This is a genomic window from Mesorhizobium sp. M1406 (assembly GCF_040317555.1).
Taxonomy (GTDB): domain Bacteria; phylum Pseudomonadota; class Alphaproteobacteria; order Rhizobiales; family Rhizobiaceae; genus Mesorhizobium.
Window position 1 is genome coordinate 1 of sequence record NZ_JAMYKW010000023.1, and the last position, 17893, is coordinate 17893.

Here is a 17893-nt window from a genome sequence, read left to right on the forward strand (position 1 = left end):
TATTGCCGGGCGGTTGTGGGCGCCCTCGGGCCGGCGGGGGTGGGGGCGGGCGGCGCGGGTTGTTTTTTTTGGGTGGGGGGCGCGCGCCGGGGGCCGGCAACGCCGCATGCGCGTGACACGCGTTCGATCTTCGTCGACGGCCACTACCGGCCGAAGGAGATGTGGCGCGAGGCTGGTGGCAGTGCCTTCAATCCCGGGAACTACTACTATGTCGGCGGCAATTCGAAATTCTACGGCGCTGTGCTGATCCGCTACCGCAAGGAAGACTTTGCCGCCATGGAGCATTTCGGCGGTGTTTCGCCGGCCTGGCCGTTTTCCTATGAGGAGTTCGAGCCCTGGTATTCGAAAGCCGAACAGCTGTTTCGCGTGCGCGGCGCGCTGGGCGAGGACCCGACCGAACCGTTCCATTCGATCCCCTACGCCTTCAAGCCGGTTCCCGACGAAGCCCCCATCGCCCGCGCCCGCGCCGAGCTCAAGGGACTCGGTCTGCATCCAGCCTCGCTGCCGCTCGGTGTCGACATCGACACCTGGCTGAAGGAGGGCAAGACCGGCTGGGATGCGTTTCCCAACACCGGCCAGGGCAAGGTCGACGCGCAGACCGGTCCACTGACGGCGGCACTCAAGGACAGCAACATCCAGCTCGAGACCAGCTGCTATGTCGAGTACCTGGAAGCGTCGCCCGACGGCAAAAGCATCGCCGCCATCCACGATCGGCAGAATGGCGAGGCGAAGAAAGTCACGCCGAAGCTCGTCATCCTCTCGGCCGGCGCGGTCAATTCCGCCGTCATCCTGCTGCGCTCGCCCTCACCCAACAACGGCAAGGAAGGTGACAAGGGTCTTGCCAACCGCTCCGACCAGGTCGGCCGCAATTTCATGAACCACAATTCGAGCGCCATGCTGGCGATCGACCCGCGCCGCCGCAACGATGCCGTCTACCAGAAAACGCTGATGCTGAACGACTATTACCTGTCCGACGGCAAGGGCGGCAAGCCGCTCGGCAATGTCCAACTGCTCGGCAAGATCGACGGCAACATGCTCAAGGCCAACGTGAAATTTACGCCGAAATTCGCGCTCGATTTCATCGCCGGCCACGCCGTCGACTGGTATTTGATGTGCGAGGACCTGCCCGATCCCGAAAGCCGCATCATGGTCGACGGCAAGGACATCGTCATGCAATGGCGGCGCTCCAACATGCAGTCGCTCGACGGACTGACCAAGGTGATGCGCGAGAACTTCCGCGCCTGCGGTTATCCCCTGGTGTTGTCGCGGCCATTCGACAAGCGCACGCCGTCGCACCAATGCGGCACGGTCAAGATGGGCGACGATCCGGCGACCGCGCCGCTCGACCCCTTCTGCCGGTCGTTCGACCATCGGAACCTGTTCGTCGTCGATGCCAGTTTCCTGCCCAACTCGGCCGCCGTGAACCCGGCCCTGTCGATCGCCGCCCAGGCGCTGCGTGTCGCCGACCATATCCGCAAGGGCGAACTGGCATGATCAGTTTGCGCTGCCCCTCATCGTCCTGCCGGGCACTTCTCCCCGTAAACGGGGAGAAGAAAGCTGGCCACAACCTCGGCGCTCCTTTGACGATTGGCGAAAGCGGTGGCGACAGTGTCCTTCTCCCCGTCTCTGTACGGGGAGAAGTGCCCGGCAGGGCGATGAGGGGCGGCGACCACGCCTGCGGAGGTAGCCTCCAATGACCCGCCCCGCAGCCATCATCACCGGCGGCGCACGCGGCATCGGCCTTGCTTGCGCCGAGGCGCTCGCCGATGCCGGCTTCAATATTCTGGTCGCCGACCTTGCCGAAACAGCCGCCGACGGACTTGCCACCGACATCGCAGGGCGCGGTGCGAAATTCGCTTATGTCCCTTGCGACATCGCCGATCTCGCAAGCCACACCACGCTTGTCGATGCCGCACTGCGTGCCTTCGGCCGCATCGACTGCCTGGTCAACAATGCCGGCGTCGGCGCCGTGGTGCGCGGCGACCTGCTGGACCTCCAGCCGGAGAATTTCGACCGCACGCTGGGCATCAATCTGCGGGGCACCGTCTTCCTCAGCCAGGCCGTGGCCAAGGCAATGCTGGCTACATCGGGCGACCGGAGATCAATCATAACCATCACCTCGGTCAGCGCCGAAATGGCGTCGCCCGAACGGCCGGATTACTGCGTCTCGAAAGCCGGGCTTTCGATGTGGGTGAAGAACCTGGCGCTGCGCCTGGCGCCCGAAAACATCGGCGTGTTCGAGGTGCGTCCCGGCATCATCCGCACCGACATGACATCCAGCGTGGCCGCCAAATACGATTCGCTGATCGACGGTGGGCTGGTGCCGGCCAAACGCTGGGGCGAAGCGGCCGATATCGGTGCGGTGGTGGCGACGCTCGCTAGCGGAAAACTAGGCTTTTCGACCGGCTCGATCATCAATGTCGACGGCGCGCTCTCCGTGCCGCGACTGTAAATGGACAGTGTCATGACCGACTACATCATCGTGGGCGCCGGTCCGGCCGGCTGCGTTCTGGCCAACCGATTGAGCGAGGATCCGGGCAATTCGGTCCTGCTGCTGGAAGCCGGCGGCAAGGACTGGCATCCCTATATCCACATGCCGGCCGGCTTCGCCAAGTTGACCAAGGGCATTGCTTCCTGGGGCTGGTCGACCGTGCCGCAGAGGCACATGAAGGACCGCGTCTTCTGGTATACGCAGGCCAAGGTGATCGGCGGCGGTTCGTCCATCAACGCCCAGATCTACACGCGCGGCAACGCCCGCGACTATGACGCCTGGGAGAAGGAAGAGGGCCTTGCCGGCTGGGGCTATCGCGACGTGCTGCCCTATTTCAAGCGCGCCGAAAACAACCAGCGCTACGCCAACGATTTCCACGGCGACCAGGGCCTGCTCGGCGTGTCGAACCCGATTTCGCCGCTGCCGATCTGCGAGGCCTATTTCCGCGCCGGCCAGGAGATGGGCATCCCCTTCAATCCGGACTTCAACGGCGCCAGCCAGGAAGGCGTCGGCTATTACCAGCTGACCCAGAAGGATGCCCGCCGCTCCTCCGCTTCGGTGGCCTATCTCAGACCGATCCGCGCGCGCAAGAACCTCACCGTCAGGACCGATGTGCTGGTGACCCGCATCGTCGTCGAGAAGGGCCGTGCCGTCGGCGTCGAAATCGTCGACAGGCCGGGCGGCGAGAAGAAAATCCTGCGGGCCGAGCGCGAGGTGATCGTCTCCTCCGGCGCCATCGGCTCGCCGAAACTGTTGATGCAGTCGGGCATCGGCCCTGCCGACCATCTGAAGGCGGTCGGCGTCACGCCGGTTCATGACCTGCCCGGCGTCGGCTCCAACATGCAGGACCATCTTGATTTGTTCGTCATCGCCGAATGCACCGGCGACCACACCTATGACAATTATGCAAAGCTGCACCGCATGGCCTGGGCCGGCCTGCAATACCTGCTGCTGAAGAAAGGGCCGGTGGCCTCCAGCCTGTTCGAGACCGGCGGCTTCTGGTACGCCGACCCGACCGCCGCCTCGCCCGACATCCAGTTCCATCTCGGCCTCGGCTCCGGCATCGAGGCCGGCGTCGAGAAGCTGAACAACCCGGGCGTGACCCTGAATTCAGCCTTCCTGCGGCCGCGCTCGCGCGGCACGGTGCGGCTGAAGAGTGCCGATCCCGCCGACCATCCGTTGATTGACCCGAACTACTGGTCCGATCCCTATGATCGCGCCATGTCGATCAAGGGGCTGAGACTGGCGCGCGAGATCATGCGGCAGAAGGCGCTTGCCCCCTATGTGCTGCGCGAGGTGCTGCCCGGCCCATCGCTCGCCAGCGACGACGAGTTGTTCGATTATGCCTGCCGCAGTTCCAAGACCGACCACCATCCCGTCGGCACCTGCCGCATGGGCCATGACGACATGGCTGTCGTGACGCCGGACCTTAGGCTCCGCGGCATCGAGGGCCTGCGCGTCTGCGACGCCTCGGTGATGCCGCGCATCCCCTCCTCCAACACCAATGCGCCGACCATCATGGTTGGTGAAAAGGGTTCGGATATTATTCTTGGCCGCGAGCCGCTGCCGCCGGCCGTGTTCTCTGGAAACCGGGCGGCTTAGGGACAAAAAATGATCAGGCACTGTGTGTTCGCTAGATTCCGCACCGATGTTCCCGTTGCCGAGCGCATGGCGATCCATGCCGACCTCGAGGCGCTGCGACAGGTTATCGACGGCATGGACGCGGTCCAGTTCAGCGCCAATGTCAGCCCGGAGCCGTTCGCGCGCGGCTTCACCCACGGCTTCACAATCGACTTCCGCGATGCCGCCGCGCGCGACGCCTATCTGGTGCATGAGGCGCATCAGCGCGCCGGCGCCCGGCTGGTCGCCGCGCTTGAAGGCGGCACGGACGGACTGATGGTCTTCGACTTGGGACTCTAGCGCGCTGCAATCGAAAAATTGGCGCACATTTGTAGATATGCTTGGTTTCGTCGTCCCATACCTAGTGGTGAAATGGGCAATCGCGAGACGACACCTGGACTAACCGAGCCTGAGCGCGACGACACCGGCGACGATGCCGAGCGCGGCGGCACCACGCCAGCCCGTCATCTTCTCGCCGAGCGCGAAGACCGAGATCATCATGGCGAACAGGATCGAGGTTTCGCGCAGCGACGCCACCGAGGCGATCGGCGCCTTGGTCATCGCCCACATGACGATCCAGTAGGCCGCGCCACTGAGCACGCCGGTGAATAGCCCTGCCTTCCAGTCGCGCGCCAGCACCGGCAGCGCCGTCGGCCCACGGAAGATGAGGCACAGCGCCAAGGCGCCAAAAGCATCGCAGATGAACAGCCAGGCGGCATAGCTCTGCGCCGTGGCGGCCAGCCGCGCGCCGCTGCCGTCGGAGAGCGTGTAGCTGGCGATGAAGATCGAGGTGCCCAGCGCAAAGCCGACCGCGCGTAAATTCAGCTTTTCCAGATGCGCGCCGCCGCGAAACGACATCACCAGCGTGCCGGCCGACAACAGAAAGATGCCGAGCATGGCGAACGGGCCAGGAATCTCGGCAACGACGAACATGCCGCCAAAGGCCGAGAGCAGCGGTGCGGTGCCGCGCGCCAGTGGATAGGTCTGGGCGAAATCGCCGGCCTTGTAGGCTCCGATCAGGAAAGTCCGGTAGCCCATGTGGAAAAACACGGAAGCGATGATGTAGGGCCACACCTCCGCCTTCGGCACTTCGACGAAGGGCAGTACCAGCAGGGCCGCGGCGCCCATGCCGAGCGTCATCAGCGTGATCGACAGGAAGCGGTCGAGATGGACCTTGACCAGCGCGTTCCAGATCGCGTGCATGGCGGCGGCGGCAAGCACCGCGAAGAAGACGAAAAGTGTCATGCGCGGCTCATGGGGCAATGCCGGGCGTTTCGAGATCGATGTCGACCCGCAGCGGGAAATGGTCCGACGCAACTTCGCCGATATCGGCACTGATTGAACGCACGCGCCCGGCTAACATGCCGCCGACGAAGCAATGGTCGAGCCGCCGCTTTGCCACCTTGCCGTCGATGGTCTTCACATGGGTGTGGAAATCCGCGGCCGGCTCGCTGGCAATGGCGGCGGCATCGACGAAGCCGTCAAGATAGGCCGCGCCGCGATGGTAAGGCGTGCTGCCGACGATGCGGCGGTATTCGGCGCTGCCCGGCTCCATGTTGAAATCACCCATCCAGATCGCCGCCGGTGGGTTTTCCGGTTCCGCTTCGCCGCTGGTCCAGTTGCGCGTGGGCTCGTCGTCGACGCCGCTCCACGGCCCGCCATCGGATGGTGCCCGGCGATGCTCGGCCATGAGATAGTCTATCTGCTCCAGCCGCTCCTCGACCGCGATATGGGCGAGATGCAGCGACAACACCCGCACCGGGCCGGCAGGCGTGCGGATCATGCATTCGAGTGCCGCATTGCGCGTATTGAGCGGCCGCAGCGTACGGCGCATCGGCAGCGCATGCAGCCGCGACCAGACGATCGGCAACTTGGACAGCACCATGGTGCCGAACTGCCGGCGTCGGTTGACCAGATGGCCGTCGCGCCGCTCGCTGGCATCCATGTCGAAGGCTGGGCCGTAGACCCAGTGATAGTCCGGCAGCAAGCGCGAAAGCAGCTCCGGCTGGTCGTCGAAATTGCTGCGCTGCCAGTGCCGCTCGACCTCTTGCAGCGCAATGATGTCGGCGCCGGCAACGATGCGCGCGGCGCGCGAAAGATCGTAGCTCCCGTCGCCGCCGAACCCGTATTGGATATTGTAGCTGACCAGCTTCATTGTTTATCCGGCTTACTTTCGAATTGGCAGTATCGGTTCGGCAGATTGGTTGCAATGTGCCGCGCGAGCGATGGGGCTGGGCCAGCGGCCAGAGTATCATCCCGAAAAGTGGAATCACGTTTTCGGAATAGAGCATGCTCAAACAAGAACCAGCCCCTGCTTCATCTTGAGTCCATCGGGATGGAGCAGGCTCTATGTCGTCAGCGGTTGGAACCGGCCGGGTGGCGACGCCGCCAGTTCGGTCCAGTCGATCTCTTCCTCAAGGCGGTGATAGGCTTCGTCACCGATCGTGCCGTTGCGGCGCAGTTCCTCCAGCGCGTCGCGCTGGCTCTTGATGGCATAGAGGCGCAAGCGGTCATATTCGGTGGCCGCCTGGGCGTCGTCAGGATTTTTGGCGATCTTGCGTTGAGCGGCATATTGCTCGCGCACCGCAGCCGCCGCGTCCGATGTCTTGCCGCTCAATATGTCGAGGGCGGCCTGCATGACCACAACGCGTGCCTGCGCAACCTCGCGGTCGACCATTTCATCCGGGTCGAGGTTGAGCAGGCGCAGCAGCGGTTTCAGGCTCATGCCCTGGAGCACCAGCGTGCCTAGCACGACCGTGAAGGCAGCGAGCACGATCGGGTCGCGGGCGGGAAATTCAGCCGGCAAGGCAAATGCCGCCGCAAGCGTCACCAGACCGCGCATCCCGCACCAGCCGATGAGCATGCCGCCGCGCAACGATGGCGCGTCTCGCCGACGATCCGCATTGCCGAAACGGGCCAACCACCTGATGATCGCGCCGCAGCCCAGCACCCAGATCAAACGTGAAACGATGACGATGGCAAGTACGGTCCCGGCCAGGAAGAAGGCATCGGTCTGCCCCTCGCCGGCAAGCCTGCCGACAATCGAACGCGCCTGCAGGCCCATCAGCACGAAAGCCAGCACGTTGAGCACGAAGACCGCCGTTTCCCAAACCGAATAGGAACTGATGCGGTTTCTGGCCGGCATGCGGCGCGGCGCGGTGCGGGCGATGGTCATGGCATAGACCACGATGGTGATGATGGCGGAAAGGCCCAGCCTGTCGGCCAGGATCCAGACCCCGAATGTGCCGGCAAATTGCACCACAGTGCCGCTCGCCGGGTCTTCGATACGGTCCAGCGTCATCAGAGACAGCCGGCCAAGCAGATATCCGGCCGCAAGGCTGCCCAAGGTGGACAGCAGGATCATCGGCACGGCGCTGCTCAGCAGAATGCTGCCCGCTGCCGCCGAAACCGCTATCCGGTAGATCAGCAGCGCGGTGGCATCGTTGAGCAGGCTCTCGCCTTGCAGGATGGCTGTGATTCGATGCGGCACCTTGAACTGGCCAAGCACCGCCGACGCCGCCACCGCGTCGGGCGGTGCCACAATGGCGCCGAGGGCTATGGCCGCGGCGATCGGCAGGCCTGCCATCGCCCACCCGACCAGAGCCACGGTCGTCGTCGTGAAAAGGACAGCGCCGAGTGCCAGCAGCACAAGCGGCACCCTGTAGCGATTGAGGTCGCGCAAAGACGTATCATAGGCGGCATCGAGCAGCACCGGCGCGATGAACAGGGCAAGCGCCAGTTCCGGGTCGATCTCGATCGTCGGCACACCAGGTACGAAGGCGATGCCCACCCCTGCAAGCGCCAGCAAGGAGGGATAGGGAATCTGCGCACGCCGCGACAGCGCCGTTAGCGCGACGGCGATCAACAGCAGAATGAGTGTCAGTTCGAAGAGGGCCATGGCTTGTTATAGCCGGGAAGCGGGATCGTCGGCAGTGGCAAAGCAGCTGGAAAAAGCCTGGCCAGCAAGCTCGGGCTGGCAGGCAATGTGCCCCTACCAGCTTTGCTTCCACCCTCTGCAGGTTTCGGCGAGCGCATCGACCACACCAATGTCGAAATCACCGCGCCGTCGTCGGAAGCCTATGCCACCCAAATGGAAGCACTGCCGGTTTTTCAGGCGGTGATGCAGCCATTCATGGTTCCAGCCTGAAGGAGCGCTGTCACGCCTAGTGCAACACCAGCATATCGCTCGATGAGAACGATATCTCGGCCTTTTCACCGACCGCCGGGGGCGGCGTTGCCGGGCTGTTGAAGGTGTCGAGCGAGACCATGTTGCCGCCGATGCCGACGCGAACCCGGATCACCGAGCCGAGGAAATGCACCTCGGAGATTTCGCCCGAAAGGCTGGAGTCGCGGCCGGGCTGACGGCCAAGCGAGATCGCTTCCGGACGCAATGCCAGCGACAGCGTGTCGCCAGACTTGGAGCCGTTGAGCTTGCCCTTCAGCGAAACCTGCTCGGAATTGACCCGCACCGTGCCCGCGGCGGCATCGGTGACGGTGCCTTCGAGCACGTTCAGCGTGCCGACGAAATTGGCGACGAACTTGGTTGCCGGGCGGTTGTAGATCTCGAACGGCGTGCCGACCTGCTCGGCCTTGCCGCCATACATGACGGCGATGCGATCCGAGATCGACAGCGCCTCTTCCTGGTCATGGGTGACGAAGATGGTGGTGATGCCGAGCTTCTTCTGGATCGAGCGGATTTCCTCGCGCAGCGACACGCGCACCTTGGCGTCGAGCGCCGACAGCGGCTCGTCGAGCAGCAGCAGCTTCGGCTTCGGCGCGATGGCGCGGGCCAACGCGATGCGCTGCTGCTGGCCGCCCGAGAGCTGATAGGGATAGCGATCCGCCATCTGCGGCAGCTTGATGATGCCAAGCATCTCGGCGACACGGGCATCGATGTCCGCCCTCGGCATGCCGGCGACCTTCAAGCCGAAGCCAATATTCTGCGCAACGGTCAGGTTGGGAAACAGCGCATAGGCCTGGAACACCATGCCGACATTGCGCTGGTTGGGCTTCAGCCTCGTAATGTCCTTGCCACCGACGACGATCGTGCCCGCGCTCGGCTCCTCGAAGCCCGCCACCATGCGCAGCACGGTGGTCTTGCCACAACCGGACGGGCCGAGGAAGGAGACGAATTCGCCGCGCTCGACGTCGAGATTGAAATCCTCCACGACCGTGGTGGCACCGAAGGATTTTCGAACGTGCTGAATGGAAAGGAACGGGTCGGCCATGGCTTTGACTCTCAGTTCGGACGGTTCGCCGATCTCGGCGCGAAGCGGGACAGGATCTGGATCAGCGACATGCAGCCCCAGGTGATGGCGAAGGCGATGATGGCAAGCGCCGCCGGCTCATAGGCACGGTTGGCGCCGATATTCTGCAAATAGGGGCCAAAGGCCGGCCGGTTGAGCAGGCTCGCCATGGTGAACTCGCCGATGACGATGGCGAAGGTGAGGAAGGCGCCCGACAACACCGCGATCAGCACATTGGGCAGGATGACACGGGTGATGATCGTCCCCCAACCAGCACCAAGGATCTGTGCCGCTTCCGTCAAGGTACGCACGTCGATGGTGCGAAGCCCGGTGTCGACGGCGCGATACATATAGGGCAGCGCCAGTGTCGCATAACCGATGACCAGCAAGGCATTGGTGCCTGTATCGGTCGCCAGGAACGGCAGTGGCGAATTCGACCCGTACATTCTGATGTAGCCGAAGACGATGACGATGGCCGGGATGACCAGCGGCAGCAGCGTGATGAACTCGACGATCGGCCGCAACTGCGGCAGGCGAAGCCGGATCCAGTAGGCAGCCGGCACCACGATGAGCACGCCGACAATAATGGTGAAGATGGCCGCCAGCACCGAATAGCCGAACGTCGCCTGGAAGCGGGCATCGCCGAGCACGACCTTGTAGGCGTCGAAGGAGTACTCGCCACGCCGCATGCGCATGGAGAACTCCACGGTCGCGATCAGCGGAATGAAGAAATAGGCCGCGCCAAGGGCGAAGACGACCCAAGCCCAGAACCTGCCAGCCTTCATTTGAGCCACCTCTCGGAACGGGTGCGGAACCAGATGTAGAAGACATTGGCTAGGCCGGTAATGAAGATCATGCCGAAGGCGATCGCGTAGCCAAGATGGGCATTGTGCAGCACGTCGCCGCGGATCTGCGCATAGAGCAGGATCGGCACGATATTGAGCGACGAGCCAGTCAACGCATAGGCAGTGGCGATGGCGCCGAAGGCGTTGGCGAACAAAAGGATGACGGTGCCGAGGAAACTCGGCCAGATCACCGGGATGACAACCATGCGCCAATATTGCGCCATGGTCGCTCCAAGCGTTGCGGCGGCCTCGCCCCATTCCTTCTTCAGACCATCGATTGCCGGCACGATGATCACCACCATCAGCGGAATCTGGAAATAGACATAAGTCAGCGTCAGCCCCCAGAACGACAGGATGTTGAAGCCGTGAGCATAGATGTTGAGGCCGAACAGGGTGTTCAGGATCACCGTCGCAAGGCCGAGGCGGCCGAGCGTGGCGAGGAAGGCGAAGGCCAGCGGCACGCCGGCAAAATTGGAAGCTACGCCGGAAAATGTCAGTGTCGCCGAACGTATCCAGTCCGGCAGGCCACCGCGCACAATGGCGATGGCGATGGCGAGACCTGCGAAGGCGCCGATCAGCGATGAGGCGAGGCTGACCTTGATCGAAATCCAGTAGGCGGCAACGATCGACGGCTGCGCCAGCGCCATGATGTTTTCGAGGGTGAACTCGCCGGCATCGTTCTGGAACGCGCCCAGCATCAAGTAGAGCGTGGGCAAGATCAGGAACATGACGGCGAAGATGAAGAATGGCGCGACGCCGAGCCACTGCGTCGGCAGCCTCAGGCTGCGCGCCTCGGCGGGGGGCGCGGTCTTGCCGGCAACCGCGTGATCGGAAAATGAGAGATCGGTCATGCGCCTGCTACCGTCTTCGAGAGGACGAACCGGGCAGCCGTGAAGCCGCCCGGTGGATTTCAGGTCTTACTTGACGTTGGCGCCGACAACGGCATCCCAGTTCTTGGTGATGGCTTCCTTGGCCTTGCCCTGCTCGTCGAGCGTCGGGAACGCCGCGGCCGCATAGGACTCAGCCGGCGGCAGCTTGGCCAGCACGTCCGCCGGGATCTTGTTGTTCTTGGCAAGATCGTTGAAGCGGATCGGGTGGCAGTAGCCCTTCAGCCAGGCGACCTGGCCTTCGTCGGAATAGAGGTATTCCAGCCAGAGCTTGGCTGCGTTCGGGTGCGGCGCGAAAGCGCTGATCGCCTGCACGTAGACGCCGGCGACGACACCGGTCTTCGGCACGACGACGTCGACGGGCGGGTTGCCCTTCAGTGTGTCACGGCCGGCGAGCGCGTTGTAGTCCCAGGTGACGAGGATCGGGGTCTGACCCTGGGCGAGCGTGGCGGCCTTGCCGATAACCGGCACGAAATTGCCGGCGGCGTTGAGCTTCTTGAAGAAGTCGAGGCCAGCGGTGCCGGCGGCTTCGCCAGCAGCCGCACCCGACGACAGGCCAGCGGCATATACCGCCTGGATGGCCTGGTTCGACGCGCGCGGATCACCGGCCAAAGCGACCGAGTTGGCGAATTCCGGCTTCAGCAGGTCGGCCCAGTCCTTCGGCGATTCCTTGACCAGATCCTTGTTCACCTGGAAGGACAGCACGCCGTAGTAGTCGCCGGTCCAGAAGCCTTCCGCATCCTTGGCGCTGTCCGGGATCGAGTCCCAGGTCGACACCTTGTAAGCCTGGATCAGGCCATCCTTCTTGGCCGACGGGCCGAACGACAAGCCGACGTCGATGACGTCGGGCGCCTGCGGGCCCTTGTTGTCCTTGTTGGCCTTGATCGCCTCGACCTCATCGCCGGACCCGGCATCGGGGTTGAGTTCGTTGATGGCAATCCCAGGATACTTGGCCTTGAAGCCATCAATGACGGCACCGTAGCCGCACCAATCATGCGGCAAAGCGATGGTGGTTAGCTGGCCTTCTGCCTTGGCGGCCTTGACGAGATCGTCCATCGAATCCGCGGACGAAATCACCGTCGACGCGAAAAGCGCCGCGGCCGAAAGGGAAAGCACTTTCCCCGTGAATTTGAACATGTGTTCTCTCCGTTGAACTGACGCCGTTGGACGCCTGCGATGCGGTATCGTTTTCATGTGACAGCCAGATGAAAGCTTTATGAAACCGGCTGCTCGCAGTACGAAAAAGTAAACTCTTTTTAACCGGCTGTAGCAATCGCTTCGCGATTCTTTTTCCGGCTAACTATTTTGTCCCTTGCCCGTCATCCTCCCCCTTGTTTTTCTAGCCCCTTTTCAGATCACTTCGCGGTGCGGAAAACGCCTCAGACCGTGCCGGCGATGGCGTTTTCGAGCAGGGTCAGCGCCGCCTTCTTGGTCAGCTTGACCGGGTTGCCGCCGGCGGTCGGATCGACCACGGCCATGTCGGCGATCAGCGCCTTGCGCTTCTTGTCCATGTCGAGCCCCTTGATCAGGCCCGGCAGCGCGTGCGGCACCTTCAATTCCTTACGCAGCTTGATGATCGCCTTGGCGAAGCCGTCGAAGCCGCCCTTGATGCCGCAATAGGCGGCGAGCCGGCCAATACGCTCCTCGATGGCGTCGCGGTTGAAGGCGAGCACATAAGGCATGAACACCGCATTGGTCATGCCGTGATGGGTATCGTAGAGCGCACCGACCGGATGCGACAGCGAATGGATGGCGCCGAGCCCTTTCTGGAAGGCGGCGGCGCCCATCGCGGCGGCGCTCATCATATGGGCGCGCGCGACGAGATCCTTGCCATTGGCAAAAGCCTTCGGCAGGTTCTCGAAGGCCAGCCTCACACCTTCGACGGCGATGCCGTCGGCCATCGGATGATAACCCGGCGCGCAATAGGCTTCGAGACAGTGGGCCAGCGCATCCATGCCGGTACCGGCGGTGATGAAGCCGGGCATGCCGACCGACAGTTCGGGATCGGCGATGACGATAGAAGGCAACAATTTGGGATGGAAGATGACTTTCTTGGTGTGCGTCGCCTCATTGGTGATGACACCGGCGCGGCCGACTTCCGATCCGGTGCCGGCGGTGGTCGGCACGGCGATGATCGGCGCGATGGCATCCGAATTGGCGCGCGTCCACCAGTCATCGACATCCTCGAAGTCCCACACCGGCCTGACCTGGCCGGCCTGGAAGGCAATCAGCTTGCCGAGATCGAGCGCCGAGCCACCGCCGAAGGCGATGACGCCGTCATGCTTGCCCTTCTTGAACACGGCGATGCCGGCGGTGAGGTTGGATTCGACCGGGTTCGGCCTGACCTCCGAGAACACGCCGTAAGGAACCTTGGCGTCGTCGAGGATTTTCAGCGTCGAGGCGACGACCGGCAGTTTCGCCAGGCCCGGATCGGTGACGAACAGCGGCCGCTTGATGCCGGTGGCCGCCAAAACCTCAGGCAATTCCTTGATGCGCCCGGCGCCGAAGCGGACGGTGGTGGGATAGTTCCATTTGGAGATCAGCTTGGACATTTTTTCTCGATTTCAGGACATTGTGGGTGGTGGCTATTGAGTGAAGGTGTTCTGAACCCGCCGGGACTTCTGCATGTATAGAATCCAGATTACGGAATAGACGATCGAGTGTTGAATACTCTTTGCCGCCTCTCCATCGAACAAAGCCACGCCTTGCGCCTCAAAGATATCGCCAAGAAGGATGCTCGCGGCCGCAAGATCGGTCAGGATAGAGACGGGACTGACGGCGGCCCAGACGATGTAAAGGCGTGGAAAAGCCCGCCGCTTGCCAATCAGCAAAACAAGCAAGCCCAGCGGGCAGGCGACCGCGATCGCCAGATATCCGAAAATCTCCGCCACGACGAAGACCTGCTGCGCACCGGTTAGTAGGCTAAAATACTCGGACAGGCCGATATGGTGCTCGAACACAACCAGGCCAGCCAGAGGCATGAAAATGAGGCCAAGCATCGGCACGACGAGATAGCCGCCAATACCCTCTGGCCCCTCACGGGCCAATGGTGCGGACGGCTGTATCTCAGACATTTCTCCTCCTTGAGTGGCCCAATGCTCGGTACTCAGGCAGCTCAGATGGCTTCGCGCAGATGGAATGACTTCGGCCTGGTCAGATTGTCATAGCCGATGGCGGACAGGCCGGCACCCTTGCCGGTGTCCTTGACGCCGGTCCAGACCAGCGCCGGATCGAGGTAGTCGCAACGGTTCATGAACACCGTGCCGGTTTCGACGCGGTTGCCGATCGCCACCGCATGCTCCGTATCGCGCGTCCAGATTGAGGCCGTCAGCCCGTAGGGACTGTCGTTCATCAACGCGATCGCCTCTTCGTCGTTGCGCACCTTCATGATGCCGACGATCGGCCCAAAACTCTCCTCGCGCATGACGCTCATCTGATGGTCGACATTGGTCAGCACTTCCGGCGCCAGATAGGGCGAGCCGGCCTTGTCGTTCGCCACCTTCATGTTGACGTGCGCCGCCGCGCCCTTGCGCAATGCCTCGGCCTTCTGCTCGCGGATCAGGTCGGCGAAGCGCGCCTGCGCCATCGGCCCCATCGTCGTCGCTTGGTCGAGCGGATTGCCGACGACATAGTTCTTCGTCTCGGCGATGAAGCCTTCGACGAATTCGTCATAGACCTTTTCGTGCACGTAGACGCGTTCGATGCCGCAGCAGCACTGGCCGGAATTGTAGAAGGCGCCGTCGACCAGATTGGCGACCGCATGGTCCATCTTGGCGTCGGGCAGCACATAGGCCGGATCCTTGCCGCCAAGCTCTAGGCCGAGCGTCATGAAAGTGCCCGCCGCCGCTCTTTCGATGGCGCGGCCGCCGGCGACCGAACCGGTGAAATTGACATGGTCGATCTTGCCCGAGCCGAGCAGTTTCTCGGTCTGGGCGTGGTTCAGCACGATATTCTGGAACACGCCCTTCGGCAGACCGGCCTTGTCGAAGGCCTGCTGAAAGCGCTCGCCAACCAGCAGCGTCTGCGCCGCATGCTTGAGGATCACGGTGTTGCCGGCCATCAGCGCCGGCACGATGGTGTTGGCGGCGGTGAGGTAAGGATAATTCCACGGCGCGATCACCATGACCACGCCGAGCGGATCCTTCTTCACATAGCGGCGGAAGCCATCCTTCGGATTGGAGGCCGGCACAGACTTGAGCGCCGCCTCGGCGATCTCGACCATGTAGTTGGTGCGTTCCTTGACACCGCCGAACTCACCGCCATAACGAACAGGCCGCCCCATCTGCCAGGCGATTTCCGGCACGATCTCGTCGGTCATCGCGACCAGCGCTTCCAGCATCGCCAGCATGTACTTGCCGCGCTCGACGATCGGTGTCTCAGCCCACTTCTCCTGCGCCGCCTTGGCACGTTCTACCGCGGCATTGATCGCCTGGTCCGTTGCCACGGGCCTCTCGGCATAGATCGAGCCATCGACGGGGGATATGAGTTTCACGGTTTCCAATTAAACGTCTCCAAATCAACAAGGAACTGTTCTGACGAAGCCAGCCGAGCCATAGGCAAGGATCGCGCGATCGCGGGTGATAATTTCCAAATTCTTCGAGCGCGCCGTAGCTATGATGATCCGGTCTGTTGGATCGTTGTGAACGACGCCGGGCAGGAACGAAGACTCGACCAAGAGCTCACTGTCGATGCCTTCAACACTCGTTGCACCAGCCTGCACGAACCGTTCAAACCATGCGAGCGGTGACTTGATGAACGGAAGCCGGCCTTTAGAAACCAGCATTCCGATTTCCCAGGCGGACATGACGGAAACGGCGATCACGTCGCCATTTTTGCGCGCGCTGGTCACCCTCTCAACCGCCGCTCTCGCGACCGGTTGTTCCGTCGACAGCCACAGCATGAAGCATGTGTCCAGAAGCACCCCATCAGTCGTCATACACCTTGCCCCAGTCCGGATCCGCGGGTGCGGTGTAATCGACGTCCGGGAGAAGCGTGAGTGTCCCAGCCATGCATCCAAACAACGGATCGGCGCCTCGCGGCGGCACGATGTATTCTCCAGCGGTGTCGTTTACGTCTAACGCATTCTCGAAATCCACCTGCCCCTCCATGAAGCCGGGACGACGCTCCGCCGCCTTCGCATCCGAAGAGCCCAGGTGGACCAAGACCTCGCTTTCCGGCTGATCGAAAATTTCAGCGATCCTGCGTATTTCATCGACCTGCATACGCCGCTCGCCGTTCAGTGTCCGCGACAAGGCGCTGGGATGCATGTTCATGCGGCTGGCCATACGGCGCAACGATATGTTGTGCTCCTTCATCTGATCCGCGAACCATGTTTTGTCGACATTGGCTTTGCCTTTGAGCAACACTGCCTCCGATATGTTGCGGTGCTTATATCGCAACATATCGCAAAAAACGCAACAACGTCAATATCGCTCGAACCCCCTGTGCAGTTCCCAATCCGTGATGCGGCGGTCATATTCGAACTGCTCCCATTTTGCGGTGTGGACATAGTGTTCGAGCACGTCCTCGCCGAGCGCCTGCCTCAGCATCTTCGACTTCGCCAGCGTCTCGGTCGCATCGCGCAGTGTCTTCGGGATCTCCGGCAAACGCGACGCCTGGTAAGCATCGCCGACAAACGGCTTCTGCAATTCCAGCTTCTCGTCGATGCCGGCGAGGCCGGCTGCGATCAGCGCCGCGAAAGCAAGATACGGGTTGAGGTCGGCGCCGCCGATGCGGCATTCCATGCGGATGCCCTTGGTGCCCTCGCCGCACAGGCGGAAGCCGGCGGTGCGGTTGTCCTCGCTCCACATGATCTTGGTCGGCGCAAAGGTGCCGGCCTGGAAGCGCTTGTAGGAGTTGATGTAGGGCGCCAGGAACCAGGTGAATTCCTTGGCGTATTTGAGCTGACCGGCGGCCCATTGCTGGCCCAGCGTCGAGAGCGTCCAGTCCGCTTTGTTGTCGAAGAACAACGGCGTCTTGCCGTCGGCGCTCCACAGCGAATTGTGGATGTGGCTGGAATTGCCGGCGAGCCCGTAATTGTACTTGGACATGAAGGAAATCGCCTTGCCTTCGGACTCGGCGATTTCCTTGGCGCCGTTCTTCAGGATGACGTGGCGGTCGGCCATATCGAGCGCCTCGGCATAGCGCACATTGATCTCTTCCTGGCCCGGACCCCATTCACCCTTGGAATTCTCGATCGGAATGCCGGCAGCTTCCATCTCGTTGCGAAGCCGGCGCATGACGCCTTCTTCCTTGGTGGTGATGCCGATCTGGTAGTCGCCGATATAGGGCGAGGCGGTGTCGAGGCCCTGCCAGTGTTTCTTGCGGGCGGAATCGTAGGTCTCGTTGAACAGATAGAATTCCAGCTCGGAAGCGAAATAGCCGATATAGCCGCGCTCCGTCAGCCGCTTGACCTGCTTCTTGAGGATAGCGCGCGGCGAATGCGGCAGGTCATCGTGGGTGTGGTGGTCAAGCACGTCGCAGATCACAAGTGCGGTCTTTTCCAGCCAGGGAATGCGCCGCAGCGTGGCCAGATCCGGCTTCATGACGAAGTCGCCATAGCCCTTCGACCAGCTCGCCGCCTTGTAGCCGGGCACGGGCTCCATATCGATGTCGGCAGCCAGCAGATAGTTGCAGCCATGCGTTTCGTCATGCGCGGAATCGACGAAGTACTGCGCCAGGAACCGTTTTCCCGCCAGCCGGCCCTGCATGTCGACGATGCAGGCGAGCACCGTGTCGATCTCGCCGCTGGAGACCGCTTTCTTCAACTGATCGAACGAGAAATTTCCGGCCATTCCTTTGGCA

The 17893-nt window shown here is 62.5% G+C and carries 18 protein-coding genes; 5 read left to right on the forward strand and 13 right to left on the reverse strand.

The window, feature by feature from the left end:
* The first annotated feature begins 15 nt into the window (after positions 1 to 15).
* The 4 genes from NKH03_RS19490 (at position 16) to NKH03_RS19505 (ending at position 4411) form a co-directional block, all read left to right on the forward strand.
* Positions 16 to 1494, forward strand: a complete 1479-nt coding sequence (locus tag NKH03_RS19490; RefSeq protein ID WP_502913536.1) for a GMC oxidoreductase — start codon at positions 16 to 18, stop codon at positions 1492 to 1494.
* A 199-nt stretch (positions 1495 to 1693) separates the two neighbouring features.
* Positions 1694 to 2452, forward strand: a complete 759-nt coding sequence (locus NKH03_RS19495; RefSeq protein WP_352969882.1) for a 3-ketoacyl-ACP reductase — start codon at positions 1694 to 1696, stop codon at positions 2450 to 2452.
* A 12-nt stretch (positions 2453 to 2464) separates the two neighbouring features.
* Entirely contained in the window at positions 2465 to 4093 is a 1629-nt protein-coding gene (locus tag NKH03_RS19500) for a GMC family oxidoreductase (protein ID WP_352969884.1), read from the forward strand.
* Positions 4094 to 4102: 9 nt separating this feature from the next.
* A complete protein-coding gene (locus NKH03_RS19505) occupies positions 4103 to 4411 on the forward strand; it encodes a Dabb family protein (RefSeq protein WP_352969886.1) in 309 nt (102 codons plus the stop codon).
* A gap of 99 nt (positions 4412 to 4510) precedes the next feature.
* On the opposite strand, the gene NKH03_RS19510 is transcribed toward NKH03_RS19505, so the two are convergent.
* From NKH03_RS19510 to NKH03_RS19520, 3 genes are all read right to left on the reverse strand, one after another.
* On the reverse strand, positions 4511 to 5356 hold the full coding sequence (locus NKH03_RS19510; protein WP_352969888.1) for an EamA family transporter: 846 nt from the start codon (positions 5354 to 5356) through the stop codon (positions 4511 to 4513).
* Between the two features lie 7 nt (positions 5357 to 5363).
* Complete coding sequence (locus tag NKH03_RS19515; protein WP_352969890.1) at positions 5364 to 6266, reverse strand: endonuclease/exonuclease/phosphatase family protein; 903 nt, start codon at positions 6264 to 6266, stop codon at positions 5364 to 5366.
* Between the two features lie 192 nt (positions 6267 to 6458).
* Positions 6459 to 8009, reverse strand: a complete 1551-nt coding sequence (locus NKH03_RS19520) for a cation:proton antiporter (RefSeq protein WP_352863241.1) — start codon at positions 8007 to 8009, stop codon at positions 6459 to 6461.
* Between the two features lie 87 nt (positions 8010 to 8096).
* Between NKH03_RS19520 and NKH03_RS19525 the strand changes: the two genes are divergently transcribed.
* The gene (locus NKH03_RS19525) at positions 8097 to 8258 is read left to right on the forward strand and encodes a hypothetical protein (protein ID WP_352863240.1); all 162 of its coding nucleotides are present in this window, start codon (positions 8097 to 8099) and stop codon (positions 8256 to 8258) included.
* 16 nt (positions 8259 to 8274) lie between these two features.
* On the opposite strand, the gene NKH03_RS19530 is transcribed toward NKH03_RS19525, so the two are convergent.
* The 10 genes from NKH03_RS19530 to NKH03_RS19575 all read right to left on the reverse strand — a co-directional run bounded on the left by NKH03_RS19530 (position 8275) and on the right by NKH03_RS19575 (position 17883).
* Positions 8275 to 9339 (reverse strand): ABC transporter ATP-binding protein, encoded by a 1065-nt coding sequence (locus tag NKH03_RS19530; RefSeq protein ID WP_352878898.1) that lies wholly within the window; start codon positions 9337 to 9339, stop codon positions 8275 to 8277.
* An 11-nt stretch (positions 9340 to 9350) separates the two neighbouring features.
* Positions 9351 to 10142 (reverse strand): ABC transporter permease, encoded by a 792-nt coding sequence (locus NKH03_RS19535; RefSeq protein ID WP_352969892.1) that lies wholly within the window; start codon positions 10140 to 10142, stop codon positions 9351 to 9353.
* Entirely contained in the window at positions 10139 to 11053 is a 915-nt protein-coding gene (locus NKH03_RS19540) for an ABC transporter permease (RefSeq protein WP_352863237.1), read from the reverse strand. The genes NKH03_RS19535 and NKH03_RS19540 overlap by 4 nt, the downstream gene beginning before the upstream one ends.
* 66 nt (positions 11054 to 11119) lie before the next feature.
* The gene (locus NKH03_RS19545; RefSeq protein ID WP_352969894.1) at positions 11120 to 12226 is read right to left on the reverse strand and encodes an ABC transporter substrate-binding protein; all 1107 of its coding nucleotides are present in this window, start codon (positions 12224 to 12226) and stop codon (positions 11120 to 11122) included.
* Positions 12227 to 12468: 242 nt separating this feature from the next.
* Positions 12469 to 13641: an iron-containing alcohol dehydrogenase gene (locus tag NKH03_RS19550; protein WP_352863235.1), complete on the reverse strand. Its 1173-nt coding sequence runs from the start codon at positions 13639 to 13641 to the stop codon at positions 12469 to 12471.
* 33 nt (positions 13642 to 13674) lie between these two features.
* Positions 13675 to 14163 (reverse strand): DUF2569 domain-containing protein, encoded by a 489-nt coding sequence (locus tag NKH03_RS19555; RefSeq protein ID WP_352969896.1) that lies wholly within the window; start codon positions 14161 to 14163, stop codon positions 13675 to 13677.
* A 41-nt stretch (positions 14164 to 14204) separates the two neighbouring features.
* Entirely contained in the window at positions 14205 to 15590 is a 1386-nt protein-coding gene (locus NKH03_RS19560; protein ID WP_352969898.1) for an aldehyde dehydrogenase family protein, read from the reverse strand.
* 15 nt (positions 15591 to 15605) lie between these two features.
* Positions 15606 to 16025 carry a type II toxin-antitoxin system VapC family toxin gene (locus NKH03_RS19565; protein ID WP_352969900.1) on the reverse strand — a complete coding sequence of 140 codons (420 nt, stop codon included), beginning with the start codon at positions 16023 to 16025 and terminating at the stop codon, positions 15606 to 15608.
* On the reverse strand, positions 16015 to 16452 hold the full coding sequence (locus NKH03_RS19570) for a helix-turn-helix domain-containing protein (protein WP_352969903.1): 438 nt from the start codon (positions 16450 to 16452) through the stop codon (positions 16015 to 16017). Before NKH03_RS19570 ends, NKH03_RS19565 begins: the two co-directional genes overlap by 11 nt.
* Before the next feature lie 60 nt (positions 16453 to 16512).
* Positions 16513 to 17883, reverse strand: coding sequence for a glutamine synthetase family protein (locus NKH03_RS19575; protein ID WP_352878880.1), 1371 nt, complete (start codon positions 17881 to 17883; stop codon positions 16513 to 16515).
* Positions 17884 to 17893 lie beyond the last annotated feature (10 nt).